The sequence below is a fragment of the Pseudoalteromonas qingdaonensis genome (assembly GCF_038739665.1).
Lineage (GTDB): Bacteria > Pseudomonadota > Gammaproteobacteria > Enterobacterales > Alteromonadaceae > Pseudoalteromonas > Pseudoalteromonas qingdaonensis.
The window spans coordinates 119407-145884 of the sequence record NZ_JBCGCU010000005.1; the positions used below are offsets into that span (position 1 = coordinate 119407).

General features: G+C 50.9%; 25 protein-coding genes. All 25 read right to left on the reverse strand.

Features of this window, described 5'->3' with window-relative positions; all coding sequences use genetic code 11:
• Positions 1-13 precede the first annotated feature (13 nt).
• The 25 genes from tldD to WCN91_RS06540 all read right to left on the reverse strand — a co-directional run bounded on the left by tldD (position 14) and on the right by WCN91_RS06540 (position 26331).
• Positions 14-1453: a metalloprotease TldD gene (gene tldD, locus WCN91_RS06420; protein WP_342677400.1), complete on the reverse strand. Its 1440-nt coding sequence runs from the start codon at positions 1451-1453 to the stop codon at positions 14-16.
• Positions 1450-2277, reverse strand: a complete 828-nt coding sequence (locus tag WCN91_RS06425) for a carbon-nitrogen hydrolase family protein (protein WP_425416018.1) — start codon at positions 2275-2277, stop codon at positions 1450-1452. Before WCN91_RS06425 ends, tldD begins: the two co-directional genes overlap by 4 nt.
• Positions 2277-6125: a YhdP family protein gene (locus WCN91_RS06430; protein WP_342677403.1), complete on the reverse strand. Its 3849-nt coding sequence runs from the start codon at positions 6123-6125 to the stop codon at positions 2277-2279. Before WCN91_RS06430 ends, WCN91_RS06425 begins: the two co-directional genes overlap by 1 nt.
• Positions 6125-7597, reverse strand: coding sequence for a ribonuclease G (gene rng, locus WCN91_RS06435; protein WP_342677405.1), 1473 nt, complete (start codon positions 7595-7597; stop codon positions 6125-6127). The genes WCN91_RS06430 and rng overlap by 1 nt, the downstream gene beginning before the upstream one ends.
• A gap of 1 nt (position 7598) precedes the next feature.
• A complete protein-coding gene (locus WCN91_RS06440) occupies positions 7599-8156 on the reverse strand; it encodes a Maf family protein (protein ID WP_425416016.1) in 558 nt (185 codons plus the stop codon).
• 2 nt (positions 8157-8158) lie between these two features.
• Positions 8159-8635 carry a rod shape-determining protein MreD gene (gene mreD / locus WCN91_RS06445; protein WP_342677407.1) on the reverse strand — a complete coding sequence of 159 codons (477 nt, stop codon included), beginning with the start codon at positions 8633-8635 and terminating at the stop codon, positions 8159-8161.
• On the reverse strand, positions 8628-9476 hold the full coding sequence (mreC, locus tag WCN91_RS06450) for a rod shape-determining protein MreC (RefSeq protein WP_342677409.1): 849 nt from the start codon (positions 9474-9476) through the stop codon (positions 8628-8630). The genes mreD and mreC overlap by 8 nt, the downstream gene beginning before the upstream one ends.
• Positions 9476-10519 (reverse strand): rod shape-determining protein, encoded by a 1044-nt coding sequence (locus WCN91_RS06455; RefSeq protein ID WP_342677411.1) that lies wholly within the window; start codon positions 10517-10519, stop codon positions 9476-9478. The genes mreC and WCN91_RS06455 overlap by 1 nt, the downstream gene beginning before the upstream one ends.
• A gap of 304 nt (positions 10520-10823) precedes the next feature.
• Complete coding sequence (locus tag WCN91_RS06460) at positions 10824-13436, reverse strand: DUF6701 domain-containing protein (RefSeq protein WP_342677412.1); 2613 nt, start codon at positions 13434-13436, stop codon at positions 10824-10826.
• Positions 13433-13870 carry an agglutinin biogenesis protein MshP gene (locus WCN91_RS06465; protein ID WP_342677413.1) on the reverse strand — a complete coding sequence of 146 codons (438 nt, stop codon included), beginning with the start codon at positions 13868-13870 and terminating at the stop codon, positions 13433-13435. Before WCN91_RS06465 ends, WCN91_RS06460 begins: the two co-directional genes overlap by 4 nt.
• Positions 13860-14582 (reverse strand): prepilin-type N-terminal cleavage/methylation domain-containing protein, encoded by a 723-nt coding sequence (locus WCN91_RS06470; protein WP_342677414.1) that lies wholly within the window; start codon positions 14580-14582, stop codon positions 13860-13862. The genes WCN91_RS06465 and WCN91_RS06470 overlap by 11 nt, the downstream gene beginning before the upstream one ends.
• The gene (locus WCN91_RS06475) at positions 14582-15091 is read right to left on the reverse strand and encodes a type IV pilus modification PilV family protein (protein ID WP_342677415.1); all 510 of its coding nucleotides are present in this window, start codon (positions 15089-15091) and stop codon (positions 14582-14584) included. The genes WCN91_RS06470 and WCN91_RS06475 overlap by 1 nt, the downstream gene beginning before the upstream one ends.
• Positions 15078-15593: a type II secretion system protein gene (locus tag WCN91_RS06480; protein WP_342677416.1), complete on the reverse strand. Its 516-nt coding sequence runs from the start codon at positions 15591-15593 to the stop codon at positions 15078-15080. Before WCN91_RS06480 ends, WCN91_RS06475 begins: the two co-directional genes overlap by 14 nt.
• Positions 15594-15600: 7 nt before the next feature.
• Entirely contained in the window at positions 15601-16116 is a 516-nt protein-coding gene (locus tag WCN91_RS06485) for a prepilin-type N-terminal cleavage/methylation domain-containing protein (RefSeq protein WP_342677417.1), read from the reverse strand.
• A gap of 21 nt (positions 16117-16137) precedes the next feature.
• Positions 16138-16722, reverse strand: a complete 585-nt coding sequence (locus WCN91_RS06490; protein ID WP_342677418.1) for a prepilin-type N-terminal cleavage/methylation domain-containing protein — start codon at positions 16720-16722, stop codon at positions 16138-16140.
• 70 nt (positions 16723-16792) lie between these two features.
• Positions 16793-17272, reverse strand: a complete 480-nt coding sequence (locus WCN91_RS06495; protein ID WP_342677419.1) for a hypothetical protein — start codon at positions 17270-17272, stop codon at positions 16793-16795.
• A gap of 21 nt (positions 17273-17293) precedes the next feature.
• Positions 17294-18520: a type II secretion system F family protein gene (locus WCN91_RS06500; RefSeq protein ID WP_342677421.1), complete on the reverse strand. Its 1227-nt coding sequence runs from the start codon at positions 18518-18520 to the stop codon at positions 17294-17296.
• Entirely contained in the window at positions 18520-20232 is a 1713-nt protein-coding gene (locus WCN91_RS06505; protein WP_342677560.1) for a GspE/PulE family protein, read from the reverse strand. The genes WCN91_RS06500 and WCN91_RS06505 overlap by 1 nt, the downstream gene beginning before the upstream one ends.
• On the reverse strand, positions 20232-21329 hold the full coding sequence (locus WCN91_RS06510) for a tetratricopeptide repeat protein (protein ID WP_342677423.1): 1098 nt from the start codon (positions 21327-21329) through the stop codon (positions 20232-20234). Before WCN91_RS06510 ends, WCN91_RS06505 begins: the two co-directional genes overlap by 1 nt.
• Positions 21326-22222 (reverse strand): ExeA family protein, encoded by an 897-nt coding sequence (locus tag WCN91_RS06515; protein ID WP_342677424.1) that lies wholly within the window; start codon positions 22220-22222, stop codon positions 21326-21328. Before WCN91_RS06515 ends, WCN91_RS06510 begins: the two co-directional genes overlap by 4 nt.
• The gene (mshL, locus tag WCN91_RS06520; protein WP_342677425.1) at positions 22222-23889 is read right to left on the reverse strand and encodes a pilus (MSHA type) biogenesis protein MshL; all 1668 of its coding nucleotides are present in this window, start codon (positions 23887-23889) and stop codon (positions 22222-22224) included. Before mshL ends, WCN91_RS06515 begins: the two co-directional genes overlap by 1 nt.
• On the reverse strand, positions 23873-24196 hold the full coding sequence (locus WCN91_RS06525; RefSeq protein ID WP_342677427.1) for a hypothetical protein: 324 nt from the start codon (positions 24194-24196) through the stop codon (positions 23873-23875). Before WCN91_RS06525 ends, mshL begins: the two co-directional genes overlap by 17 nt.
• On the reverse strand, positions 24174-24833 hold the full coding sequence (locus WCN91_RS06530) for a hypothetical protein (RefSeq protein ID WP_342677429.1): 660 nt from the start codon (positions 24831-24833) through the stop codon (positions 24174-24176). Before WCN91_RS06530 ends, WCN91_RS06525 begins: the two co-directional genes overlap by 23 nt.
• Complete coding sequence (locus WCN91_RS06535) at positions 24830-25423, reverse strand: PilN domain-containing protein (protein ID WP_342677431.1); 594 nt, start codon at positions 25421-25423, stop codon at positions 24830-24832. The genes WCN91_RS06530 and WCN91_RS06535 overlap by 4 nt, the downstream gene beginning before the upstream one ends.
• On the reverse strand, positions 25420-26331 hold the full coding sequence (locus WCN91_RS06540; RefSeq protein WP_342677433.1) for a type IV pilus biogenesis protein PilM: 912 nt from the start codon (positions 26329-26331) through the stop codon (positions 25420-25422). Before WCN91_RS06540 ends, WCN91_RS06535 begins: the two co-directional genes overlap by 4 nt.
• Positions 26332-26478: the final 147 nt, after the last annotated feature.

Sequence of the window (26478 nt, forward strand, 5' to 3'; positions counted from 1 at the left end):
ATACTCAATACGCTTAGGCGGTACCGCCCACGGTAAGCTGATCAATTTTCAGCGACGGCTGACCCACGCCAACCGGTACGCTTTGGCCATCTTTACCACACACACCAACGCCCTTATCAAGTTCAAGGTCGTTGCCAACCATAGAAATCTGCTTCATAACCTCAGGGCCGTTACCTATCAGGGTTGCACCCTTTATCGGCGTGGTGATCTTACCGCTTTCGATCAAATAGGCTTCGGAAGCGGAGAATACGAATTTACCCGAGGTAATGTCTACCTGGCCGCCGCCAAAGTTAGGCGCATAGATGCCCTTATCGACCGAGGCAATAATATCCGCCTGTGAATGTTCACCGGCGAGCATATATGTGTTGGTCATGCGCGGCATGGGCAGATGTGCATAAGACTCACGACGACCATTACCGGTAGGCGCCACACCCATCAGCTTGGCATTATGCTTATCCTGCATATAGCCCTTCAGAATGCCTTTTTCAATCAGCACGTTATAACCGGCAGGCGTACCTTCATCGTCGATATTCAATGAACCACGGCGATCGGCCATGGTGCCATCATCAACCACGGTGCAGAGCTCTGAGGCCACCTGTTGACCTAATTTACCGCTAAAGGCCGACGCCCCTTTACGGTTAAAGTCACCTTCCAGGCCATGACCTACCGCTTCATGCAGTAGCACGCCCGGCCAGCCTGCGCCCAATACCACGGGCATGGTGCCCGCCGGAGCATCTATGGCTTCAAGGTTTACTCGCGCCATGCGCACCGCATCCTCGGCGTAGTGCATCCAGCGCGGCTTACCTTCAACCAGCTCTTTAAAGTAGTGAAAATCTGTGCGACCACCGCCACCGGCACCGCCGCGCTCACGGCGTTCACCCTTGGTCAGCAATACGGAGCAGTTTAAGCGCACCAGTGGGCGAATATCCGTGGCAAAGGTGCCATCACTGGCGGCAATCAAAACCTCTTCATAAACCGCCGACATGGAGCTGACCACCTGCTCAACCTCTGGAGCCAGTTGGCGGATATAGTCTTCCACTTCATGCAGCAGGGCTACCTTGTCCGCATCCTTCATGCTTTGAATGGGCTGCATAGGCTCAAACTGGCGCTTTACATCCTGCTCGCTAAAAACTTGTACCTTGCCATCCTGACCGGCATCGGCAATGCTGCGCGCGGCCATGGCGGCATTATTAATGGCCTCAAGATTGATAGCATCGGAATAAGAAAAGCCGGTTTTCTCGCCGCTGATGGCACGCACACCAACACCGCGTTCAATGTTGTAGCTGCCTTCTTTTACTAGGCCATCTTCCAATACCCAGGACTCGTTATAGCTGGACTGAAAATACAGGTCGGCATAATCCACCTTGTGCTGGTGAATGTAGGCCAGGGCTTTGGCGAGATCATCACGGTCAATCTGACTCTGGGTTAAGAGATTGTGCTCTACTTGGCTCATAAAATTACTTTTCTCGCTTGGCGGTGAGCGGCCATCGGCATGCGCTCACGGCATTGATTTAATTCGTTGCTGTCGAGGGTGGCGCTTATCCAGCCTTGGCCATGATCTAGCTCGGCGAGGATCTCACCCCAGGGCGACACTATCACACTGTGACCATAGGTTTCGCGGCCATTATCATGGCTTAGCTCTGTGCCATTACGGCCATATAAACCGGCGGCCACCACATAGGCCTGGCTTTCAATGGCGCGGGCCCGCAGCAGAGTATGCCAGTGGGCACGCCCGGTGGGCACGGTAAAGGCACTGGGAACAAGCAGCACATCGGCGCCTTGTTGCACTTGCGCCCGATATAATTCACTAAAGCGCATATCATAACACACACTGAGTCCCAGCCGGGCAAAAGGCGTGTCGGCCACCACCACTTGCTCGCCAGGCTGGGTATGCTTGGACTCGCGATAATTGCCCGTGCTGTCGGCAACGGTGACATCGAAAAGGTGAATTTTATTGTACTGGGCGCGCTCGACGCCTTGGTCATCGAAAAGCAAGGAAGCGGCATAATAGCGACCACTGGCGCTCATCACGGGCAGGGTACCGGCGGCCAGCCAAATATTTTCCTCACAGCATAGCTGTGCCAGACGTTGACGCCAGGCTTGATGCTGCTCGGCCACGCTTAGCACCTGCTCACTGTGTTTGGCAAAGCACAACCAGCTTTCAGGTAAGCACACCAGAGCGGGACGCTGTGGTGGCAGTTCAGCTATCAAGGCTTTCACTGAGGCGAAGTTTATTTCCGGGTCGCTTTGAGCGCATACTTGCAGGGCATAAATAATCACTGTGGTTGTGGCTCCAGATCGCCCTCTTGTGGCGGTTCATTTTGCGCCGCCTGAGGCAAGGTTACTTCACGGCTCTTACGGTCAAGCTCAATCACCTCAGGGTCACTCATGGGGCCACGGATCTTAAACTTAATCTCTGAGATCACTCGCGCCGAGTGGATCACCTTATCCAGCGCTAAAGCTGCTAGGCCAGTTACCGGGTTGACCATCCAAGCCACAATAACCGGCAGGCTGGAAGTGACCTGCGGCGCCACCGACAAATCGTAATTAAGAGTCTGGTTATTCAGATCCGCATACCCTTGAATACTTAAATCTGCCGGCACACCATCCATTCTCGTGTCCTTGGTATAGGCAATACCGCTGGCCAGCTGCATACTGCCTTCCATGCTGTTATAGAAAAAGCCCTTGGCGAAAACATCGCGAAAATCCAGTTTCAGTTTACGCACCAATGAGTCCAGGCTCAGTAGTGAAAATACCCGGGCGCCGCCGTCGCTGATCTCGCTTAAATGCCCTTCTCCTAAACCCCATTCGATATTGCCACCTAGGCTGGCGATATCGAAATTATAGGGCGCTCCTTGCCAGTGCAAGGCAAAATCCATACTGGCGTTGGAGTCCTGAACCGTGGAGGTAATATCGAATTCATCGAACAGCTCGCCGATATCATCGCTTTTAAACTCACCTTGAAGCGCCGTTTGCCCGTCTCGCCAGATACCATCGGCGCGTAGAATATGCTCGCCCTTATCGATGACTATGCTTTTAATATTAAGCTGCTGCCCGTCCCCTTCAAAAGCCATGCTGACTTTATCCAGCTGGTATTGATTCAGGCGACAATCGTCGCAATCAAAGCGCACCGCCGGTAGACGTGCTAGCCAGCTAAGGTCTTCCTCAGTCAGCTCAAGCGCTTGCTCTGCCAATGCATTTTCCAGCTCACTCTGGGGCTTTTGTTCCGTATGCACATTGACTCGTAAGTAATCGGCTTGAATATGAATATCGCGCTGCTGCTCCCCCGTAGGGATATCAACACGCGCTCTTAATTCCTTGGCGTTCAGCTTTAAATCCATGGCACCTGGAGTGGGTGTCAGAGTAAATTCCAGCTCGTTAAAGGGCACAGGGCCCAACTGCGCCTGCCCTATCTGCCCAACTACCTTATTGAATTTGGGCATTACCGAGGCGCCGCTCGCAGGGCGACTCGAAACACTGATAATATTGTCGATAACAGGCTGCCAGGCCAACACATCCGCCTTAGGCAGATTTACGCTAACATCAAAGCCCTGCTGATTCAGGCCAAGGTTGTGCTCACCTACGACCAGATGGGCGCTGCTCATCTGCCCATTGCCATTCTCTAAGATGCCATTGAAATACAGCTGACCATCGAGCTCAGCCATAATTAAATTAGAAATATCATCGCCTTGGATCAGCACATTAAGGGGTAATACCTCTTGTGCCTGTTTGTTATAGGGCACCGGTAAACTGCTGCTGATGCCGATAAGATCACTTTGCACATGGGCCTCATAATTAAAGCCTTGAGCACCGAATCTCAGCTGTAACTGGGCATTCAACGGCGTTTTTCCTTGCAACTGAGGCGCCAGCAAGCCATTTAGGTGCTGCTCTAACTTGGCGGTGTCCGCCTCCAGACTCAGCTCAATATTGGTGTTATAGCTGTCGCCTTCCTGCGCCCCTAACAAGCTGATGGTCAGCGGCATACCCTGCCAACTGGCACTGGCCTCTTTGATCTCAATATGATCATTGGCAAAGCTCAAACGACCACGTAAGCCCTCGAGGTTTAAACCGGGTTGTGCCAGATACACAGGGTTGCCGGCAAATTCCACATCACCCTTAGCCAGCACGCCACCATCTTTGAGGTCGATTTGCAGCTGCAATTTCCCGCTAATGCTGCCCTTGGCCTGAATCACATCAAATACGGTCGCCAATGGCTTGGCCAGCGGCGTGTCGGCAAAAAATGGCTGTAATTCAGGGGCATCGACCTGCTCGTCAATATCGATAAACAGGGTGTCGGCATTGAGCAAATCTTCAAGATAGACATGCACGCTGCTGCCAAGACTGAGGTTTAACAATTCCCCTTCCCGGCTGTAGATATCCATGCGCTGATTATCAAAGTTCAGACTTACGCCTATCTCATCAAGAGCCGGCCACTGGGGGGCAAAAGCGAATTTGGCGTTGTCGACCTCGGCCTTAACAACAAAGCGGCCCTGATTTTCGGTATAGGGAAACTCGGCGATCGGCCCTTGCATCAGCACCTGAGCAAAACGCATCTCACCACCTTTGATGGCGCCGTTAAGATAGTCGATCAAATTTTTGTGCATATAGGGCACGGGGAAATAGGCCCCGGCGCTGGCGGCACTGCCACCGCTGATCTCGGCGTATAAATCCAGGTTAGGCTGCGCCTCTAGACGCAAAGCAAATTCGCTCACCAGTTGCAGGTCGTCATTGCTTAAGCGCACATTATCACTTTCAATCGACCAATAATCACCATGGTTATAAAAAGCAATTTCCGCCACCAGTTGCTGATAGGCCAAAGGCTGGCTAAAGGTGTCGCCGGTAAGCAGGTGATTATCACTGCCCTGTACGCTTAACAGGCCTTTTTCATTGGTGATATGTGCTGTGGCACTGAGATCTTGTGCCCCCGGAATACCATGAATACCGGACCAGCCGAGATGCTCGGCAGCAAACCATAAGCGCCATTTATCGGCGTTTTGCCAATGGAAATAACCTTCATTGATAAAGCCTTGCGGCTGGATGGAAAACAAGCCTTGTAAGGCCTCACCCTTGGCCAGGCGAGCAAAAGTGGAGACCATGGAGATATCCAAATCCTGCACCCATACCTGTTGTTCATCGCTAAACAAGCCATCGAAGATCAGCGGTGACCATTGGAATTGCTCGTCGCTAAGTTGCAGCCCGGAGGTACGCACACGCCAGCCCTTGGCTTGCGGGTGAATTCGCACCATGCCTTGCTGCAACTCAAGGTATTCTGCCTGCTCGCCATTGCGCCAGGATAGCTTACTAGGATGAGTTAATACCTGCACATCGGTCAGGCGTCCACCGGCAAAATGCAGCCAGGATTCAATGTTTAAATCCGACTGCAGCTCTTTGAGTTCGGGGCGAAGGTACTCGTTTAACCAGCCGGAAACATCCAGACCTTGGGCCTGTACATAAAGGTCGCCATACACCCCGGCCAGAGTGTCACCGGATATTTTAAGGCGCGCTTCCAAAGAGTTCTGCTCAATACCAGGCAGGCTTACCTGGCCCTCGGCGTAATGGCCATCAATACGGTTTTCCCACACCAGATTCTCCAACAAAATTCGGTGGCTGCTGTTATCAAGACTGATGATACTCAGTTCACTTTCCTCTATGGCAAAATGCCCTGAGGCACCGAGGAAGAGGCTCTCGATCAGCGCTTGCTGCTGCGAGTTATTACTGCTTTTCTCGTTAGTGAATAACTGCCGAGCATCGATCTTGGCCTTAAAACCATGGAGTACAAAATAGTTGGAACGCAACTGCTGATGCAGCAGGGACTGCCACAAATTGATATGGAGTCGGGTTTGCGCCACGCTGACGCTGATAGGCGCGTCGGCATTATCGGCAAAACCCACTTCGTTCACCACCAGGGCCGGGCCATTGCCCTGCCAACTGGCGCTAAGTGAACCTATAGAGATATCGGCGTTAAGCTGCTCGCCAAGAAACTGCTCGACCTGGACACGATAATCGTTGGCATAGGGCAAGCTGTATTTTAGCAGCGACACAAGCACGGCCAACAGCACTAAAATTATGGCGCTGAGTTGCCAAATTTTTGTGACGCAAAAAAAGCAAACCGACCGGGCGTTCACTACATCATCACCACATCGAACTGCTCTTGGCTATACAGGTTTTCGGTTTGAATAATCACTTGTTTACCAATAAAGAGTTCTAGCTCGGCAAGATTGTGATATTCATCGTTTATCAGCGCTTCACTGACGGCCGCAGAGGCGTACACCATAAATTTGTCGGCATCATAGGCGCGGTTGACGCGCACAATCTCACGGAGGATTTCATAACAGACGGTTTCCACCGTTTTCAACGAGCCCCGACCGGCACAGGATGGACACACACCGCAAAGAATATGCTCTAAACTTTCCCGGGTGCGTTTGCGGGTCATTTCTACCAGCCCCAGTGCCGATAAGCCATTGATATTGGCCTTGGCTCTATCCTTAGACAACGCCTGCTCTAAAGAGTGCAATACCCGTCTTTTGTGCTCATCGGAGATCATATCGATAAAGTCGATAATGATGATGCCGCCGAGATTACGCAGGCGTAACTGACGCGCGATAGCACTGGTGGCTTCGATATTGGTGTTAAAAATGGTTTCTTCGAGATTACGATGACCAACAAAGGCACCGGTATTTACATCTACCGTAGTCATGGCCTCGGTCTGATCGATAATAAGATAACCGCCGGACTTCAGCTCTACCTTGCGGTGCAGTGCCTTTTGAATCTCGTTTTCGACATCGAAAAGATCGAAAATGGGGCGCTCGCCGGGGTAATATTCCAATACCTTATGCAGGTGCGGCACAAACTCTTCGGTAAAGCTCACCAGCTCCTGAAAAGTCAGTTTGGAGTCAACACGAATGCGCTCCATATCCTCACCAACGTAATCACGCAGGGTACGAAACGCCAGTTTTAAGTCTTCGTGCAATATGCTTTCTTTGCGCGTTTTTTTACGTTTATCGACTATCTTCAGCCACAGCTTTTTAAGAAATTCGGCATCATGCTTTAGCTCATGCTCACTCGCCCCTTCGGCGGCGGTGCGCACAATAAAGCCACCGTTTTCATCATTGTACTGGGCCACTATACCTTTAAGACGCTGGCGCTCTTCATCACTCTCGATGCGTTGGCTGACACCCACATGGGTGGCATCGGGCATAAACACCAGATAGCGTGAAGGAATGGTGATGTCCGTGGTTAATCGAGCACCCTTGGTGCCAATAGGGTCTTTGACCACCTGCACCATAATATGTTGCCCCTGACGCACCAGCTCGCGAATATCCTGCACCTTTTTCACCGGTTGCTCGTCGAGCCCATCCTCAAAGGTGGCACTGTTGACTATGTCGGAAGCGTGTAAAAATGCCGCTTTATCTAGGCCGATATCAACAAACGCTGCCTGCATGCCGGGCAATACCCGACTCACCTTGCCAAGGTAGATATTACCGACAATTCCGAGGTTGCCGATTCTCTCAACCTGGATTTCTTGCAATACGCCATTTTCAATTAAGGCGACGCGACTCTCACTGGGAGTCACATTGATAAGTAATTCTGAGCTCATGCTAAAATTCAGCTAGTAATTTTTGTGTCTCATACAAAGGTAACCCCATCACCGCAAAATAGCTACCGCTAAGGTGGGTGACAAAAGCGCCCGCACGCCCTTGAATGCCGTAGCCTCCGGCCTTGTCAAAAGGCTCGCCACTTTGCCAATAAGAGGTTATTTCTGCCTCGCTCAGAGTCTTGAAAGCAACCTGGGTGCTGACCACCACACTGCTTGTATGCTCTGTGTCCGCCAAAGCCACCGCGGTCAAAACCTCATGGCTGCGACCACTGAGCAAACGCATCATGGCGGCAAAGTCCTCAAAACCATGGGGCTTACCCATAATTTGCTCGTCGCACACCACTAGAGTATCACTGCCAAGCACAGGGCGGTCATGATAGCCTAGAGCAACACCTGTCTCCGCCTTAAGTCGGGCCAGGCGCTCCACCAGCGCCAGAGCGCTTTCACCGGCAAAGGGGCTCTCGTCCGCATCAACGGAAAACTGTTCAAATTCAACGCCCAGTTGCGCTAAAAGTTCGCGGCGCCGTGGCGACTGCGAAGCAAGATAAATTGGCTTCATGATTAACGGATCCGAAAATGACGGCGGTATTTACGCAACAACAGGAACAACCAAGGCCAACAAATGGCACCGGTTAACACCGGCCACAGGTATTGCGGCGAAAAGTAGACGTCCAAAAGAAAGTGATGGAGCCAGAACTGCAGCAGATGATGTAATGCTAGGAATACGGCTACTAATAAGCCTTGCTGCCAAATGGAAAAATTACGCAGCTTTTGATAATTACTGGCGGTAATGTAAATGGTCACCGCGTAAGTTAGCGAATGCACCCCAAGCGGAGAGCCGGTGGCTAAATCAATGATCAAGCCTGTAAGCCAGGCGGTGCCTATATTGACGCGGTGTGGCAGCGCCAATGACCAGTACATTAAGACCAGAAGCACCCAGTCGGGACGAAACGTTTCCATGGAAATCGGTAAGGGCATCAGCGCCATTACCAGAGAGAAAAAGACGCTTAAGATAATGAGTCCGTATCGCTTACTCATCGATCTTTACCTCTTGCATCTGGGGTGTATCGGTTAACACCAGCAATAGTCGAATGCGATCGAGTTGCGCCACAGGCTGCGCGTAGATTTGCGCAAAGGGACGACCCTCATCGCGATTAATATGAGTCACTACGGCGACCGGATAACCCTCGGGGAAGCGCTCCCCAAGCCCAGAACTCAATAGTACATCACCGATACGAATATCCAGGCTATGCGGCACATGAGAAAGTTTGACGCTGGAGAGCTTGCCCATGCCTTCAACCACGGTGCGCACATTGTTACGTAGCACCCGCACCGGCGTGGCATGAGTGGTATCTGTCAGCAACAAAACGCGACTAGTACTGGCACCCACCTGGATCACCTGGCCGACCACGCCTAGCTCATCTATTACCGCCAAGCCCTCACGCAGACCATCCGAGGTGCCTTTATTGATCACCACCTGGTGGCTGTAAGGATTCGAGTGTACGGATAAAACCTGGGCCACCAGCTTACCTTGCTGCTGTCGTGGATTCGAGCCTAATAAAGCACGCAGCTTTTCGTTTTCCTGCGCCAAAAAGGCATATTGCTGCAGCTGTTCACTTTGCAACAATTGCTTGTTTTTCAGGGCTTCATTTTCTTTGAGCAGTTGCTCACGAGAGGTCAGGTTTTTAGCGCTGGTCGAAAGCAGCTCATAGGGAAGATTGGCCAGGTATAACAAGGGGCTGACCAGGGTATTAAGCGAGGTACGTACCGCTGTGCCGCCACTGGTGTAGCGATCACCAAGAATAAGAATAACACTAAGCACAACTGCGATGGTTAATCGCAGTTGCATTGAAATAGTGCGACCAAATAGTAACTTCATTAGTCGTAGCTAAATACGTCACCACCATGCATGTCGATCATTTCCAGGGCCTTACCGCCCCCACGCGCCACACAAGTCAGTGGGTCGTCGGCTACCACAACAGGAATACCGGTTTCTTCCATTAACAAGCGATCCAGGTCTTTCAGTAGTGCGCCACCGCCAGTCAATACCATGCCGTGGGCAGAAATATCCGATGCTAGTTCCGGCGGCGATTGCTCCAGCGCCACCATTACCGCACTCACTATGCCCATCAATGGCTCTTGCAAGGCCTCTAGGATTTCGTGTGAGTTCAGTGTAAATGAACGCGGTACACCTTCGGCCAGGTTACGGCCACGTACTTCCATTTCTTTTACTTCGTCGGTCTTAAATGCCGAACCTATCTCGTGCTTGATCTGCTCCGCCGTAGCTTCACCGATCAGGCTGCCGAAGTTACGACGTACGTAGTTGATAATGGCTTCGTCAAACTTATCACCGCCGATGCGCACCGATGAAGAATACACCACACCGTTTAGTGAGATAATGGCCACTTCCGTAGTACCACCACCGATATCAACCACCATGGAACCCGTTGCTTCAGATACCGGCAGACCAGCACCAATGGCTGCCGCCATCGGCTCTTCGATAAGATAGACCTCACGAGCACCAGCCCCCATGGCCGACTCGCGAATGGCGCGCTTTTCAACCTGAGTGGCACCACAAGGCACACAAATTAGAACACGTGGGCTTGGGCGCAGAAAATTGTTGTTGTGCACTTGCTTAATAAAGTGCTGCAGCATTTTTTCGGTGACATAGAAATCGGCAATAACACCGTCTTTCATGGGGCGAATAGCTTTAATATTGCCTGGGGTACGGCCCAGCATTTGCTTGGCTTCCGTCCCTACCGAAGCCACACTTTTAGGTCCACCAGCACGCTCTTGACGAATGGCTACTACTGAAGGCTCGTTAAGGACGATACCTTCTTCTTTAACGTAAATCAGGGTATTCGCTGTCCCCAAATCGATCGATAGATCGTTGGAGAAAAGACCGCGGAGTTTCTTGAACATGGGACTGGTTGACCTTTGAAAATTCTTATTATCTGAAAGCTTGACACACTTTACCAATGCAACTGCGTCGCGGCAACATAAAGGTTACCCTGGCCGCGAAAAAACAGCACATTGGGCGCCGTTTCCACACAAGCTTGATAACATTGGCTGACATCTACAAACTACAGGTGATTCGGGTTCAGCATAGCAGCAAACCCTATAAGCCGGCGACAGCGCCACCGCTGGGCGCTTATTATCAGAAGTACGTCTTAACGGTGGCTGACTCGCAACAACCCATAAGGTATCCAACTATTTTTCCAAACTGCTAACGATAACGTTCACGCCAATAAATGATGCGGTCATTGCCGCGGAAACGACCAAAATGTAATATGGCCGCCGGATCGTCATCGGCGTTATTATCCGAGTCCCAGTCCCATAAGAGCCAGTCACTGGCTGGATAGGTTATTGGGTACTCCCCCACCTTACCTTGCGAGTCTGCAAAAATCCCCATATCAACCAGATAACGCCCACCTGAGAGCGAGCCACTGCCGGTGAACACCAGCTCACCACTGCTGTCGATAACCTGGCCGCCCTGATAAGAAGTACAATTATCGTCATTATTGAGCACCCAGCTCCCCCCTTGCCAATACTCTGTGCGCATGGGTAATTGCAAGGGCTCAAACTCACTGCCAAAGTTATTATCTAATGCCAAACGGCCATAACGCATATCTAACATCCCGGCCAACGCCTTGGCGGAGCAGTTTGTACAGGTCGCAACGCTGGCACCGTCCATATCACTATCGACCCAGTCGCGGTTGTCGATTTCGCTGGCAACGGCCAGACCCAATTGGAGCATACTGTAGGGACCGTCGGTTTGCGCTAGGGGCAAGCGTGAAAACAACGCATCCGTGGCGGTCACTTGATACTCACCACGCTGCCAACTGCTAAGCGGCGCTGTCAAACGGGAGCTCAAGTTTGCCATGGGTAGAGCAGTATCTATATTACGGGCAACGTAACTAAACTGGGCACTGCCCAGATACTGCGCGCCATAATTTTGCAACACCCGATTATCCGCCCCCTGAGCTTGAGCCAACCACTCGATGCCAATATGGTTCTCGCCCATATAACTAAAGCTGCTACAAGTGTTTAATACCTGGCTCGATTGCAGTACAAAGTGCTTGGGATAAAAACGCCCGATATCAACACTGTGCGGGCTCTCCCCCACATAAGTGGTGCCAAGGTAGCTATGATTGCTCGGCGCCGCCGCGATACGTATGCTGCCGGCCTCACGCCAAACCAAATCATTGCTTTGCTGCACCCCGAATGTCGCAGTGTTGCTAAATAAACCCGATGAAAGCAGGCTAGCATCACCATAATTGGGAAGCGGATAGCTCAACTCGGCCAACTCAATGCTGGCTCGCTGTTGCGGCCATTCGCGACCAAAATTCGGCGTTAACTGGTCCTGGGCATTGAGGCTGTGTACTTGAGCTGAAAACGGCTCGCCAGCGGCAATAAATCCATCCCCGCTTCCTTGAGTCGCCGGGTTAATTTCACCATTTTGGCCGCGTACCTGTGCCACCGCCATGGCGTAGGGCTGACTAACAAAAAGATTACTGCTGCCACGCAAGGTCACCGCCGGCTCGCCGCTCGTTGCGGCAAGCGCCAGCTGCGCATGCAACTGAATTTGACCAACGTCCGAATAATTCAGCGACAAGGGTGCCGCACCTTGACTATCAAAGGTCACCGCCACGGCGCTGCGATTATTACTTTGCCCCTGAGCGTTCAGTGCGACCTGAGCGCCATTCACTCTGGCCTGCTGCCCCGCCTGGCATGAACCCGGGTTCTCACAGGACAGCGCCATATCTACCCGCTGCTGACCCACAGTGCGCGCCACACAGGCACCGGTTTGCCCATCTGCGGCGACCGCTCTTAACATGGCGTCTTGCGCCATCCCCGCCCGCATATGCGCCAGCGAAGAGCGGCCATCACCGGCAAAAAATGCTAAGCCGGCATCGACAAAGTCAATGTCGCAATTGGACGCCTGCCCCCCTGCATAACAACGGGTCGGCGCCTGCGCTGGCGGGTTGGCATCCAGCAATGACAGCCGGGCGAGACCGCCACTCGGATGCTGGATTTGCGTATAGCCGTAACCGTCGCTGAGACTTAATAAACCATTGTTCGCAAGACTGCCGACATTGCTTCCCAGCTGCACATCTACAGTGCCGCCAAGCAAGGAGCTGCATTGCGCATCGGCACAGGCCAGCACGGCGATGTCTGACGATAAACAGCGCACCGTTTGGGCCTGATGATAGATGCGAAAATGATCAACGAAAACCTTATCGTCATTGTTGCACAGTCCTGGCAGTTCAAGATTCGCAGCGGCATCCGGGTCAAACACCATTGAGTTGTTGTTGCCTATGCTGATCGGCCCATTGGCAGCCAAACCACCCACCACGACATTGTTGTTATTAATGTCTATAGCGCCAGCGGCAAAGATCAAACCATTGATATCAGCATGGTTATTGATAACAACATTGCCACGCACCACTATGGTGAGCTGAGAAGCGTCGCCCCCCGGGTTTAGAAACAAACGGTTATTAAAATTAATATTGCTATTCACATAAATGGTGACCTTGGCGCCAGGCGCGATATACAAGCTATAACTTTTCATCGGAGGCCTACTCCCCCTTGAATCCAGGGTTTTAAAGTAATAACTTCCAGAGCCGAGCGTACTGCCATCGGGAGGCCAGGGGTTACTGCGCCATGGCACATTGCTTAGATCTATGGGATCAATGCCGCCCTCGGTACCCAACAGGTTATCATTCACCAAACCGGTAAAAATATCTTCACATCGAGGTGCCGCATGGGCGCCTAGGCTGAGCAAGCTAAAAGCCATTATCAAGCCAAGTAAAAATAAGCGTCTTAGGGGCGTATTCATCCTTCTCCCACCCTTAATTCCACCGTCACCGCACGGCTTGTGGCGATATCACCTATGGTGCAGCGCGCTTCACTGTCGAGTTTAAACAAGCTCATGGTTCCGCTCGGGTTAGTATATGTGGTACTGGCGCAGGCGATACGCACGTTACATTGCTCCAGCTGCTCGGCATTAAAACTGTAAACCTGTCCATTGACCAAGGCGCAGTTGGGGCTCGGGTGATTGACCATGTCGCGCAAACTACGCTCGATACCACTTTGCGCCGCCATATAACTGCGCGTGCCATAATAATCCCAGGCATTTTGGCTGGCTCCGGCAGAGATCACCTGACTAAGGGTCAATCCCAAAGCCAACAGCAGTACGGCTACCACCAAGGCTATCACCAACATGGAGCCCCGCTGTTTTGAAGCGAAAGAGGGAGACTGACTAGGGAACATTGGCTATATGCACCTCATGGGATAACGCCAAACGTTCATTGCCTGGTGAATTTAGCTCCAAGAATAAGCTCACCATGGCATTGCGACGTAAGCTGCCGGCATTGTACTGCACCCGCCATTGATTCACATCCACCGCCAGCACACCCATAACACCGCCCTGGTGGCGCATCAACACCTGACGCCCGGCATTGGTTTCCAAGCACACCTCGACCTGGCTTTCGGGCACATAATAACGTTCCCCCGGTGAGCGCAGGGCTGGCACATGACTCAGGGAGAGGGAATAGAGGTTATCGTCGCTGCCCTGGTCGTCCACGGCAATAATATTCAGAGCATTGTTTTGCACACTGCTAACACTGGTCGGATAAATAAGCAGGGTGTCGCCCACCGCGATATTGCCATCAAAATCGATCACGGTTAAGAGATTACTGGTCGCCCCGCTAATATAGCTGCCGCTGTTTTTTATTGGGAAGAAGCTGAGACACGAGCCCGTGACCGCCACCGAATTCGGCACCGCGTTGCGTATTTCTTTTTCCAGTCGCAACAAGGTAAAACGGGCCTGTGCCACCTGTTCGGCACGTTGATTTCCCTCACCGTAGATCTGCATGGCAAAGCGTACAAATTGAGTGGTTGCCACCGCCACCACACCCAGGATCACTATGACTATGATCAGTTCAATTAAGGAAAAGCCCTTGTGACTGGCCAGCCGCCGCATCAGTAGTTCCCTCGGTAAGCCTGAAATTGATAGCGCTCGCCGCGAGCCGAGGTGACGCTCACATCAATACGCTTGGCGACATCTTTAAGGCCATCCGCACTGCTTTGGTCGTAATCGCCGTCAATGCTGACCTTGATTGCAACCGCAAAACCGGCGTACTCGCCGCCCAGATCATGAATCACCAGATTATGATAATCGTCCACGTCGTCATATAGATCCCGGCTGGGCTCTTCTGGCCCCATTATTGAACTACAGCCGCTGGGCTTTTCGTCGCAGCGACGAAATGGTGGGCTGCGATCGCTTTGTTCGTCATAGGCCTTGGCGAGAATTTCATTCATCAAAGACTGACCCAGTTTAGCCGCCTTTAATTGGATTAACGGCTCGGCGCTTTGCCGTGCCTGGGGTGCCACTAGACTGATCACTATGCTCATGGCAATGGCAAAAACGACGATTCCCATAATCAGTTCGATCAGGGTAAAACCGCGATGGCTGAGGCTATTGGCACGCATAAATAAGCCCCTCGCCGCTGACACACACTCCCTGGTTGCCAACTTGAATCCTGCAGGTATTGCGGCAATCAAAGGCCTGTGCCATGTTGTCGAAGTCGGTCGTTTGATCTGAGCTGTCGAAAGCGATGACCGGACGACCCAGGCTGCCAAATGCCATGGCGTTAAAGCTCTCGCCGTTATTGTTTGAAGTGCTAAAGGTTAGATTTGCTGCGCTGCTATCTATGACTAGGAAGTCATCAAATTCGGTTGAGACGGGGTTGGCGCAGTTTCGCTCTTCGGGAGGAGCCACCAAGGTCGCGCCGATTTTGACGCAATTGCGGCTGTTGATATTGTGCATTGCTTCCAATTGCACCGCGCGCATCATCGCCAGGGTACGATCACGCAGCATATAGGCATCTTCGGCCTGAGTGTCAAAAAAACGGGGCACGACGGTCACCGCCAACACCCCGATCAGGACCATCGTGATTATAAGCTCAACAAGCGTAAAACCACGGGAGTTCATTTCAAAACTATAAGCAAGAGTTAACGGTGATTACCGGACGAACATTAGCCCCTGTAGAATCTGCGTATAACACTGTACATGCAGCGTCAGCAGCCGTTGGTGCTGTAGTCCTATAGCTATTTACACCACGTGGATATACCAGAACACCGCCTGTCACAGCTGCGACAGCGAATTCATTGGTATCAAATTCCAACAATTCAGTCATGTTATTGGCTGTCGCTTGAGGGTAACCGTTAACCAAGGTCACATTGTTGGTACCACCTACATCCACAGACTCTGAACCATCGCTTGTTCCCGTTGCTCCAGCAATAATTGCTTTACCATTGACCATAGACACTGATGTTTCAAGCGAGCCTTTAATCGCTTCTAGCGTGGCATCACGGGCATCATCTTGTAAATTCAAGAAACGCGGGGCTACGGTGACCGCCAAAATACCTAAAATAACAATGACGATAATCAATTCAATAAGGGTGAAACCCTTTTGATTTCCTTTCGGGACGCTCTGTTGTTTCATAGTTTTCATTTGTTATACCTCTATCAAAATTTAAAAAACGGTGACCTGCCCCGTCGCTGGGAAGTAAGAGAATCCATCCGTAGCACTGCCGTCTGGGGTGCCAGTACTTGGTAAGTTTGCTGTGTTATTTGTGTCCAATGAGTTGGTCAAATAGTAAATACATTGCGGTGCTGACGTCCCAGCACCACTGATTTGCACGTAGTAGCGACTCTGCACTACTTGAGATGCATCCACTGTATTTACCGGTGCCGATTGCAAAATAAGGTCGAATACGTCCTTACAATCTTGTTGCTGCATTGCGCTCACCAAGCTGCTGCTGGTACCGTCATTTGTTGGGTAACCAACATCACCATCGACGCCTACAGTCACCTTGTCATACGCAACCGTTGTCGTATTCGCTCCAGCATTATTTTTAATTCGCCCGTCCACTTCCCACTGTGAGCGTACCAAGCCAACTGCCGCGGCAAACCCACCTGCAACCCCTTCAACAGACGCTTCACGCGCATCGTCTGTTACGTCTATAAATCGCGGTAACGCAGTGGCGGCGAGCAACCCTAAAATGATGATCACGATGATCAGCTCAATAAGGGTAAAGCCTTGTTGTTTTTCATTCATGTTATTCACTTTATCACCTGCGTACTTTTTTTCATTCTAGCCTATTTTTTTAAAAGCAAAAAGCTTTGATTTAAATGGACTTATTATTGGATTTAGTCAACTTTCCCGTTTGTAAATCAAACTTAAACCACTGTACTTCGTGCAAATAAAACTCACACTCTTGTATTACTCCGCCATCATCTACCTGCCGCGCTGAAAAAGCCGGCCAACGCTGCTTTCCTTGCAAATGGAAAAACAACTTAGCGCAGGGCTTTTGCTCGCTATTAGCCAACACATCAACAGGCCATCCCGCAGAATTTACAATAAAATCCACCGAGCCAATTTGCTTCAGATCATCATCCACTTTCGCTAAGGTGACCTTGCTCTGCTTTTTTGCCAACCCTTTAGCTCGAACTTGCATCACTGAGCGCTGGAATTCATCAAAGGCCTTGTCCTTGATTACCTCATCCACCGATGTCGATAAACCTAGGTTGTAATACAACAAGCTTCCCATTAACACCGAAATGACGATCACACTCACCAAGGATTGATAGAGTTTAGCTAAACGCACATCGCTGCTGTCAGCCATCACCTAACTGCCTTTAATCGCAGACATTAAGTTCCACATTGGCGTAAAGATACCGAGCGCCAATATCAGCACCATTACAGCGACTATGGTTATTAAAATCGGTTCAATTTTCGCGGTGAGGCTCTTGAGATCAAAATCGACTTCACGCTCGTAATAATCAGCACTCTCTTGCAATAGCTCATCCACTCGTCCAGTTTCTTCACCAACAGCGACCATTTGTAAAACGAGTTGCGAAAACATTTCACTATTACGTGAGACCCGAAGAAGACTTTCCCCTTTTTCTATACCACGACGCATTTCAATTATGCGTTCGTGCATATAGGCATTATCTACAGCCTCGGCAGTCAACGATAAACCGGCAGTCATGGAGACACCTGAACGCAAAACCATGGCAAAGCTCTGACTGTAACGAGCAAGTAAAGAGCGCTCAATGATGCTGCCGATAATAGGTAATTTGAGCTTCACTCTATCCCACTTCAACCGCCCTTCGGTGCTCGCAAGGTATTTCTTCACTGAGAAAATAGCGCCAAAAATACCTAGCAGCAGTAGCCACCAATAATTGACGAAGAAATTTGATGTGCCTATCAGAATACGCGTCATCAACGGGAGTTCGGCGTCAAAACGAGAGAACATCTGGGCGAATACCGGGATCACAGCCAGGTTCAGAATAAACATGGCCACCACCAAGGCAATAATCACAAACGTGGGATAGCGCATGGCCGCTTTAATTCGCTTGCGCGTTTCTTGTTCCCGCTCAAAATATTCGGAAAGCTGTAAAAAGGAATCTTCTAATTTACCGGTGTTTTCGCCAACAACCACTATAGAAACCATTAAACGATTAAAGATATCTTTATGATTAGCCATGGCAGCAGATAAATTTCGGCCCTGTTCGAGTTGTTGTGAAATTTCTTTTAATACGTCACTAAAACGGGTATTAATGGTGGTTTCGGCAAGTCCATTAATCGCTCTAATAATCGGGATGCCTGCTTTGAGCAACGAATACATCTGCCGAGAAAAGATAATCATCTCGTCCAAGCCGACCCGCTTTTGCAGAAGGTTTCCTAGATTCAAATTACTTTGCGAAGAGCCCGGCACAGTTTCACTGATTTGCAGTGGAATACTGCGCTTGGCAAGCAGCTGGTCAGCAGCTGCTTGCGCACTGGTAGCTTCTAGCGTCCCTTTAATTAAGTTTCCTTGGCTATCTTTGGCCTGAAAGCGAAAGTGTGGCACTAGTTGTTCACCACTTCGGGAATGTACTCAGACACCTTAAACACTTCATCCAAAGTGGTAATACCCTGTTGCGCATAGTCTAACGCCATATGCGATAGAGGCTCGAAATCCGGATTGTCTTTGGTTGCCTTCGCAAATCCCTGAGTATCACTGAGTCTAAGGGCATCCATCATTGCTTCATTCATTTCGAGTAATTCGAAAACCCCGATTCGACCTTTGTAGCCTGTGTGGTTGCAGCTATTACAACCGCGACCATGGAAAAACTCGGCATCCGCTATCTGAGGTTTTAAGTAGCGCACCCAAGCGCGCTCTTGCTCATCGGCTTGATAAGGTTGTTTGCAGTTTTGGCATACTCGACGCACCAGACGCTGAGCAATAATGGCTCTTAGTGAGCTTGCAACAAGATAAGATGGTGCTCCCATGTCAATGAGTCGCATGGCACTGGTTACAGCATCATTGGTGTGCAAGGTGCTTAATACCAAGTGACCGGTGAGCGCTCCTCGTAAACCGATTTCAACGGTTTCCTTGTCGCGCATCTCACCCACCATAATTATATCCGGATCTTGACGCAGGCTGGTACGCAGCACGCTGGCAAAGTCCAAGCCAATCTTGGTATTCACTTGGACTTGGTTGATACGACTAATACGGTACTCGACAGGGTCTTCAACAGTGATGATCTTGCTATCTGGGGTGTTGAGTTCACTCAACGCACCATAAAGCGTGGTGGTTTTACCCGAGCCTGTAGGCCCAGTGACGAGGATCATGCCATGCGGGCGCTTCAATGCTTCCCGTAATTTTTTCAGTAATTTGGGTGGCATACCTGTTTGGTCTAGGGTCAATAAACCCGCTGATTGGTCAAGCAAACGCATAACCACGGACTCGCCATTTTGCACCGGCATTGTCGATAAACGCACGTCAATGTTGTGACCTTTAACCTTGATGTTAAAACGGCCATCTTGCGGAATCCGTTTTTCAGAGATATCCAAGCCTGACATCAGCTTTAAACGCAGCACCAAAGCAGACGCAATGTTCACCTGATCAAGCGTGTTTTCCTGCAAGATACCGTCTACCCGCTGGCGGATACGCAGCAGCTTTTCATCTGGCTCAATATGAATATCCGAGGCCCGCACCTGCACCGCGTCCTCAAAAATAGACTGGAGAAGTTTTACGACTGTGGCATCAGAGGTTGTCTCGTCCAGGGCATTGAGTTCAAACTCTTCCCCTTCTTGATACTCCTCGTGCAACTGCTCGGCAAAATTGGCGATGTCCTGGGTACGACGATAAACCGAGTCAAAAGCCTCCATAATCTGCGACTCTTGCACCACGGCTAATTCGATGCGCTTCGGCTCTAAAATAGGCACCAATTGATCGAGGCCGCTGAGATCGGCGGGATCGCTCATGCCCACCAGCACGGTGTCGCCGTTGTCTTCAATGACCAGGGCGCGATAGCGGCGGGCATACACCTCGGGCAATAACTTTGCCGTTTCCGGCGCGATGCGGCGCTGGGCAAGGTCTAAAAAGGGTATATTCAGCTGTTGTGCTAAAAAGCGCAGCAGCTGATGCTCGCTGATCACACCGAGATCGACCAAGGTGGCGCCCAGCTTACGTCCCGAGCTTTTTTGTGCTTGAAGCGCCTGCTCCAGTTGTATTTCGCTGATGATCTGCTCGTGAACCAGCAAGTCACCCAAACGCATTTTCAACCTAGGTCTAATCATTTTCCACCCTGTAAACTAATATATCTAGCCCGCGCATATTCCTGTGCCGCCTTCGATAAGCCACCAAGCCGTATAGCCTTGCCGTAATGCTCTTTGGCCTGCTCGGATGCCCCCAGAGCCTCCTCGCTGCCAGCCAAAGCCAACCACCATTTCGCCACGGTCGGCTGGCGTTGCACTAGCAAGGTAAAACAATCTCGCGCAATCTGATCCTGCTGTAATTGCCGTGCCGCTGTGCCCTTTAAAATCCAATAGTCGTTATTATCGGCTTGCAATGCCAAAGTGTCTTGCGGCTGATCAAGTACAGCCAAAACACGGGCATATTGCTGTTGCTCGGTAGCCATTTTCGCTATCAAGACGCGCCATTTCAGCATCGCTGGCTGGCGCTCCAGACCTTTTATCAGCAGTGCGTAGGCGTCTTCAACACGGGATTGCCCGTACAGGGTCGCCGCCATCAAGGTTCGCGCTTGCACATGATCCGGGGCAAGCGCTAAGGCCTGTTCGAATTGAGAGATGGCTTCATCCATCATGCCATAGTTCAGGGATTGCTGGCCCTGCACAAACCAACGCTCGGCCCTTTGCTCTGGGTTCAGTGACTTGATCACCACCGGCTTATTTTCCCGCTCTTCAGCTGTTTCCCCTTTGAGCGTTTGAGCACTCGAAGCCTGAGCAAGCGAAGGAGTAGAAAAAGCTGAAGGAATCGACTTGTTCGTTACAGAGGCGATGGCCTGTTGTGGCTGAGATGCTGCCTCTACCTTAGGCGCGGCAACCTCACGCACATGCTGTTCCACGACCTCAAGTGTCGGCTCTTGGCTATTGCTCGTCACGGATAACGGCTGTGGACTGGCTCCCTTCTGCGTTTTCACCTGTTGAGGCGCGGCTGCAACCGCTAATGGCCGAAGTGGTTCAGACTGACGCTGCGGAATAAGCAGGTAAGCCGCCGCAACAAGCCCCACCGCCAATACCGCGGCTAAACAATAACCCAGCACTCGCGGCATATCGCGCCCCTGGCGAAGTGCCACCGTGGGTTCTAAACCATGTTCAGCGGTGTCTTGCCTTTGTTCAATGGCCTTGAGGGTATTGTTGAGCACACTCATAGCACTTGTCTCCAAAGCCAGATAGCGGCCACAAGCAGCATCACTAGAATTGCCAATGCTGTCGGCCACCCGGGACGCCATGCCTTGGCGCTATTGCAGTCATCGGTGTCCGCGATGGCCGCTTTGACATAACCTTTTGTCAGCGTTGAGCGACCATCACCATAGGCCTGCAACAGGCTTTTATGGCACAAGGTATTCACCAAACGCGGGATCCCTCGGGATGCCTGGGCAATACGTCGGCACAAGGGGCGGGGAAATAGTTTTTGCTCCACGCCGGCACGGCGTAAACGATGGTCAATATAGTATTCGACTTCGACGGCGGTCATCGGCCTTAAGCGATATGAAAAGCTGATACGCTGGCGCAATTGGCGCACCCTTGGGTTGGCTAACCGGGCATCCAGTTCCGGCTGGCCGAACAGCACCACCTGCAATAGTTTTTTACTTTCCGTTTCCAGATTGGTGAGTAGGCGCAGCGCCTCCAGCGCTTCCCAGCTTAGGCACTGGGCTTCATCGACTATCATCACCACTTTTTTGCCCGCCTGACTCAAGGCCAGCAAGCGATTCTCAATGGCCTGGCTTACAGCCTGTGACGGACACTGGGTATCCAGCCCCAATTCGCCAGCCACGGCACAACGCAGCTCCTCTGGATTCAGGTAAGTGTTGGCGATGTATACGACCACGTATTTGTCATCGACATGATTTATTAATTTGCGACAGAGCAGCGTTTTGCCCGTGCCTACCTCGCCGGTCACCTTAAGAAAGCCCTCGCCCATGCTTAGCGCACTGAGCAACACCTTGAGGGCTTCGTTATGGGGTTCTAAGGCGCAGTAAAACTGTGTATTCGGGGTCAGCGAAAACGGCATTTCCTGCAAATTAAAGAATCTCAGATACATTAATTGCGATACCAGGTCTCAAGCAGTTTTTTAGTGCGCTGCTGTTGTTTTTGCCATGAATCCGGCATCACCACAGTGGGTCGCAACAGGATCACCAGCTCTTTTTTATTTTGCTTTTTGCGCACGCTTTTAAACAGATTGCCGACAACCGGAATATCTCCCAACAAGGGGGTTTTTGAAACCTCATCGCTGGTGATGGTTTGCATTAAACCACCGATTACCACAATTTCGCCGCTGGCGGCGCGGATCACCGTATCCGACTCGCGAATATTGCTTTGCGCCAAAGGCAGCTCAAGGTCTACGTTCCCCAGACGAATAAACTTAGTTTGCTCCTCGGTTTGCGTCACCGACGGATGTACATGCAGGATCACCGACCCTTGTTTGTCGATTTGCGGCGTCACATCCAAGGCAATACCGGAGAAAAAGGGGGTTAATTCGATATCATTATTATTTTGCTGGGTCACACTGCCTATGTCTTCACTGCTGGAAACATCGGTGACGAAATACTCGTCCTCGCCCACCTTAATCACCGCTTTTTGGTTGTTGGTCGCGGTCACTCGCGGGTTCGACAGCATTTGCACGTCGCCCTGAGTTTGGAGTAGATCGATAACGCCATCAAAATCGCCCCGAGCGATGCTTAGCGACGAAATACCGCCCAACTCACTGCTGATGGCGTTGCCCAACACGCCGCCCGTGGTGCTAAAGCTGATACTGCCAGCCAGACCGCTGGAAATACGATCCCACTGCACCCCTTGCTGGTACTCGTCTTTGAGCGTAACCTCGATAATGCGCGCTTCAAGAACCACCTGACGTTGCAGGCTTTCTTCACTGTGTCGTAAAAACTCTTTCAACGCCGCGATTTCACTCGGCAATGCGTTCACCGTCACCAGGCTCGCCTGAGGGCTGACGATTACATAGCGACCATCCTGACTGCCTACCAAGGCGTGCAGCGCCAGCTTTAGATCGTGCCAAAAATCATTTTCACTGGTGGTTTGAATATTTGACCCGTTTAGCTGCTGAGTATTGTTGCCAAAATTATCTAACCGATCGTTGTTAAAGGAGCTATTGCCATTGTCCCTGCGGTTAAAGTTAGTGTTGTGATTATTATTTTGGTCGTAAGCACTCACTCCACCGGCGATCACACTGACATTAGACACCCCGGTTCGCTTCATCATCAAGTAGTTAACGGCTATCGATTCGGTGCGCATTTTCGCCGGTAACACCTGAACCACCTGACCTTCAAGAAATACATCTAAGGGATACAGGCGCGTGATCACCTTAAGAACTTCGGGCATGCTGACCTGCTTTAGGTTCAGGCTAATATGACCACTCACCTGTGGGTGAATGGCGACACTGTAGGGGGTGTCATCGACCAGAGCATTGAAAAAGGGTCGCAGTGCCACCTCGTTGGCGACCACATCAAAGCGTGGTGCATTGATCATAGTCGAAGCGCTAAGGTCGGTGGCAACCGAACTGAGTAGTTCGTCGGCAAACTCTGCCGGAGGTTGCGCTGGAGCACTCATAGTAAGCGATTCATCCCTGCTCAACTCGGCGGCAATATGAGGCTGTACCTTGGCGCCGGTGCCAAAGCTCTGGCAGCCACTCAGTAACAGGCTCGATGCACTTAGCAATAGCCAAGAGCTCATTATTTTAGTTTTTAATATCATTGCCATACAGCTCTAACTTTAATTGTTTTTGTCCCTGAGTTAATAACACTGAGTTCGCATCGATACGGGCAATGTGGTATTGCCCCAGTCGTGCGCCTCGGGCGTACAAAGAACCCGATATAATTGCCTTAAATTGGCCGTTTCTGTTCACCACCGACTCCAGCACCCATTGCTTGGCGCTAGCGTCGGCATGAGTCGAGGCCGTAGTGCTAACACCAGCCGCCGGTCGCGTGGGATCGTTCAGCTGTTGTGCCGTGGCGCTGGTGCTTAGCAACAAGGCCAGACTAGAGAATAATAAAGGTTTCATTCGCACTCACCGTAGCCAAGTTCAAAGTTAATTCGCCCATGGGGTAGTCGGTTACCCTGTAGTGAAATCCGGTTATCAGCACCTGTAACGGCGCCTGTTCCAGGCGTTGCAGATAGGCGCGCGTACCGAAGTAATCACCGCTGATTTTCAGTTCCATACCATGCTTATAAAGCACATTTTTCACAGGCTCGGCTGCCTCTGTCGCCGCTTGCGGCATCACGGCTTGCATTCCCGTCACCTTAAATTCAATAAGCTGTAAACCGGGTTGACCTGCGAGAATATCGGCTAGCACCTGGGGCATTTTATCGGCGGCCACAAAGCCTCGGCTGAGTTGCTGCAATTGCAGGTCGAGCTTGGTAACCAAGCCTTGTTGCGCCTTAATTTTCTCTTGTACCTGCGCTTTATAATCAATCGTTAATGCCTGTTGCAGGGCTTGCTGCTGCATTTTCGCCGCCGCAACACTAGCTTCCAGGCCATTGATTTGCCTTTTAAAATCGGCTTGCTTCGCCGTCATAGGCAGAATCAAAAACCAAATACTCAAATAGCAGATACAAAATAGCGACACCGCCAAAACCAACACTTTTTCCCGCTGCTGCAACTCGCTGAAACGCTGTTGCGCATCTTGCCAGAGACTCATGGCTGCCCCCCCTCAAGCTGGGTAGAAACCTTAAAATTTCTCAGCTCGGCCTGCTTTGCAAATTCCAATACCGAGAATTCCCGACCGGCAAAATGTGGGGATTGTTGCAAACCCGACAACCAGGGGGCAATCGCACTCGGATCGGTAGTTTGTCCTTGCAGCTGCAGATGCTGAGCCGCCACGCGAATGTCGGTTAGCCACAACTGAGCATGATGATAACGAGCCAGGTCGGTCATAAACTCGCTGTAATTTATTGCCTCACCGGAACTACCCTGATTGAGATAATTAACCAGTTGCAAACGGTAATCCACCTTGCTTTGCTGGTGTTGCAGTTCCTTCTCAAGGGCACTGACATCACGATGCTGACGCAATTGCTGATTTAGGGCATCGACATTTTGCTGCACCATGGTCGCCTGGCGCTGGCTCTGCTCAAGTTGTTGCTGGGTAGATGCCAGGTGCCAATTTAGCAGCAGCAAAACCAGAACCAGAAAGACGCAAGTCACGGTGATAATTTTCACTACTAAGGCCAAAGGTAAGGGGTCGTGCATTGGCTTTAGGCTGTCCTGATAAAAATTTATACTGCGCTTCATGCCGACTCCAACTGTGGTAAATAGGCTCCCGCTAAGGCGAGATAAAACTCAGGCTCAACGACGTCGGCAAGGGGCATCTGCGGAGTAAAACGAGCTATGGGTACGGCTTGCAATTGCTGTAACCTCTCGATCACTGCGGCGGTATCAAGATCGCTGAAGAACAGCACTTCCTTGATCGGTGGCTGCTTCAGCTGGCTCTCAAAAAAGTCCATGGAACGTTGGATTTCTAGTCCCAAAGAGTCGCCCAGATGATTGATTCCACTCTGATCAAGGTCTTGCTCCAACATCTTAAAGCCGCGTAGGCGGCGATTTAGCAATAATTGCCGCTCACGAATAATTAAAATACTCGGCTCCTGGCCACGCTCATGAAAAATAACCAAACGCGCGTAGTTGTCATCGCTCGTCATGTTGGCAATGACGGTTTCCTTGGCGGAAATACTCTGCAATTGCCATTCTTGTACCTTATGAATTTCGTTTACCAGGGGATGTAGCTCTTGTTTGTCGGCCACAAACACATTTATTTTTGCGCCCTGCCCCGCGACTTGAATGGGGTAATCCAAATAGTCGGCAACGATATGCTCACCCTTGATATTCACCAGATCTTTTAACGTCCAGGCTAATGACTGAATCAGCTCCTGCTCTGCTAACGCCGGCTTTTCCATTTGCACAATCTGATAATAATGCTGCGGCAACAATACATATATCTGGCTGTTATCCCTAGTCAGGCCTTTGAGCAACTGCGTTAATGCCGCGGCCGGGCTGGTGCCTTCTGGTAACGCCACTTCGACCGTATCCTTGACGTACCATTGCTGTTGCCGCTGCTTTAAACTGACGGCACGGATAGCGTGACTGCACAGGGAAACCCCTACCAGGGTTTGTGACTGTTTACTGGCTTTAAACCAAGGCATACGCACACGTGATTGAGAACCCATAAAGTTAGTTTTACCGCCTGTTTTTTAATTATTAATATTTTAAATACTTATACCAATTCACTTAAATAGCTAATCTGTTTATTTTTGCGGTTAAATTCATCCATGAAGCTTGGTTACATCGCG

What these genes read in the sequence shown, in the direction of transcription:
- tldD (WP_342677400.1), bottom strand. Translation starts at nt 1,453, where the DNA reads ATGAGCCAAGTAGAGCACAATCTCTTAACCCAGAGTCAGATTGACCGT.
- rng (WP_342677405.1), bottom strand. Translation starts at nt 7,597, where the DNA reads ATGAGCTCAGAATTACTTATCAATGTGACTCCCAGTGAGAGTCGCGTC.
- WCN91_RS06440 (WP_425416016.1), bottom strand. Translation starts at nt 8,156, where the DNA reads ATGAAGCCAATTTATCTTGCTTCGCAGTCGCCACGGCGCCGCGAACTT.
- mreD (WP_342677407.1), bottom strand. Translation starts at nt 8,635, where the DNA reads ATGAGTAAGCGATACGGACTCATTATCTTAAGCGTCTTTTTCTCTCTG.
- mreC (WP_342677409.1), bottom strand. Translation starts at nt 9,476, where the DNA reads ATGAAGTTACTATTTGGTCGCACTATTTCAATGCAACTGCGATTAACC.
- WCN91_RS06455 (WP_342677411.1), bottom strand. Translation starts at nt 10,519, where the DNA reads ATGTTCAAGAAACTCCGCGGTCTTTTCTCCAACGATCTATCGATCGAT.
- WCN91_RS06460 (WP_342677412.1), bottom strand. Translation starts at nt 13,436, where the DNA reads ATGAATACGCCCCTAAGACGCTTATTTTTACTTGGCTTGATAATGGCT.
- WCN91_RS06465 (WP_342677413.1), bottom strand. Translation starts at nt 13,870, where the DNA reads ATGTTCCCTAGTCAGTCTCCCTCTTTCGCTTCAAAACAGCGGGGCTCC.
- WCN91_RS06470 (WP_342677414.1), bottom strand. Translation starts at nt 14,582, where the DNA reads ATGCGGCGGCTGGCCAGTCACAAGGGCTTTTCCTTAATTGAACTGATC.
- WCN91_RS06475 (WP_342677415.1), bottom strand. Translation starts at nt 15,091, where the DNA reads ATGCGTGCCAATAGCCTCAGCCATCGCGGTTTTACCCTGATCGAACTG.
- WCN91_RS06480 (WP_342677416.1), bottom strand. Translation starts at nt 15,593, where the DNA reads ATGAACTCCCGTGGTTTTACGCTTGTTGAGCTTATAATCACGATGGTC.
- WCN91_RS06485 (WP_342677417.1), bottom strand. Translation starts at nt 16,116, where the DNA reads ATGAAAACTATGAAACAACAGAGCGTCCCGAAAGGAAATCAAAAGGGT.
- WCN91_RS06490 (WP_342677418.1), bottom strand. Translation starts at nt 16,722, where the DNA reads ATGAATGAAAAACAACAAGGCTTTACCCTTATTGAGCTGATCATCGTG.
- WCN91_RS06510 (WP_342677423.1), bottom strand. Translation starts at nt 21,329, where the DNA reads ATGAGTGTGCTCAACAATACCCTCAAGGCCATTGAACAAAGGCAAGAC.
- WCN91_RS06515 (WP_342677424.1), bottom strand. Translation starts at nt 22,222, where the DNA reads ATGTATCTGAGATTCTTTAATTTGCAGGAAATGCCGTTTTCGCTGACC.
- mshL (WP_342677425.1), bottom strand. Translation starts at nt 23,889, where the DNA reads ATGATATTAAAAACTAAAATAATGAGCTCTTGGCTATTGCTAAGTGCA.
- WCN91_RS06525 (WP_342677427.1), bottom strand. Translation starts at nt 24,196, where the DNA reads ATGAAACCTTTATTATTCTCTAGTCTGGCCTTGTTGCTAAGCACCAGC.
- WCN91_RS06530 (WP_342677429.1), bottom strand. Translation starts at nt 24,833, where the DNA reads ATGAGTCTCTGGCAAGATGCGCAACAGCGTTTCAGCGAGTTGCAGCAG.
- WCN91_RS06535 (WP_342677431.1), bottom strand. Translation starts at nt 25,423, where the DNA reads ATGAAGCGCAGTATAAATTTTTATCAGGACAGCCTAAAGCCAATGCAC.
- WCN91_RS06540 (WP_342677433.1), bottom strand. Translation starts at nt 26,331, where the DNA reads ATGCCTTGGTTTAAAGCCAGTAAACAGTCACAAACCCTGGTAGGGGTT.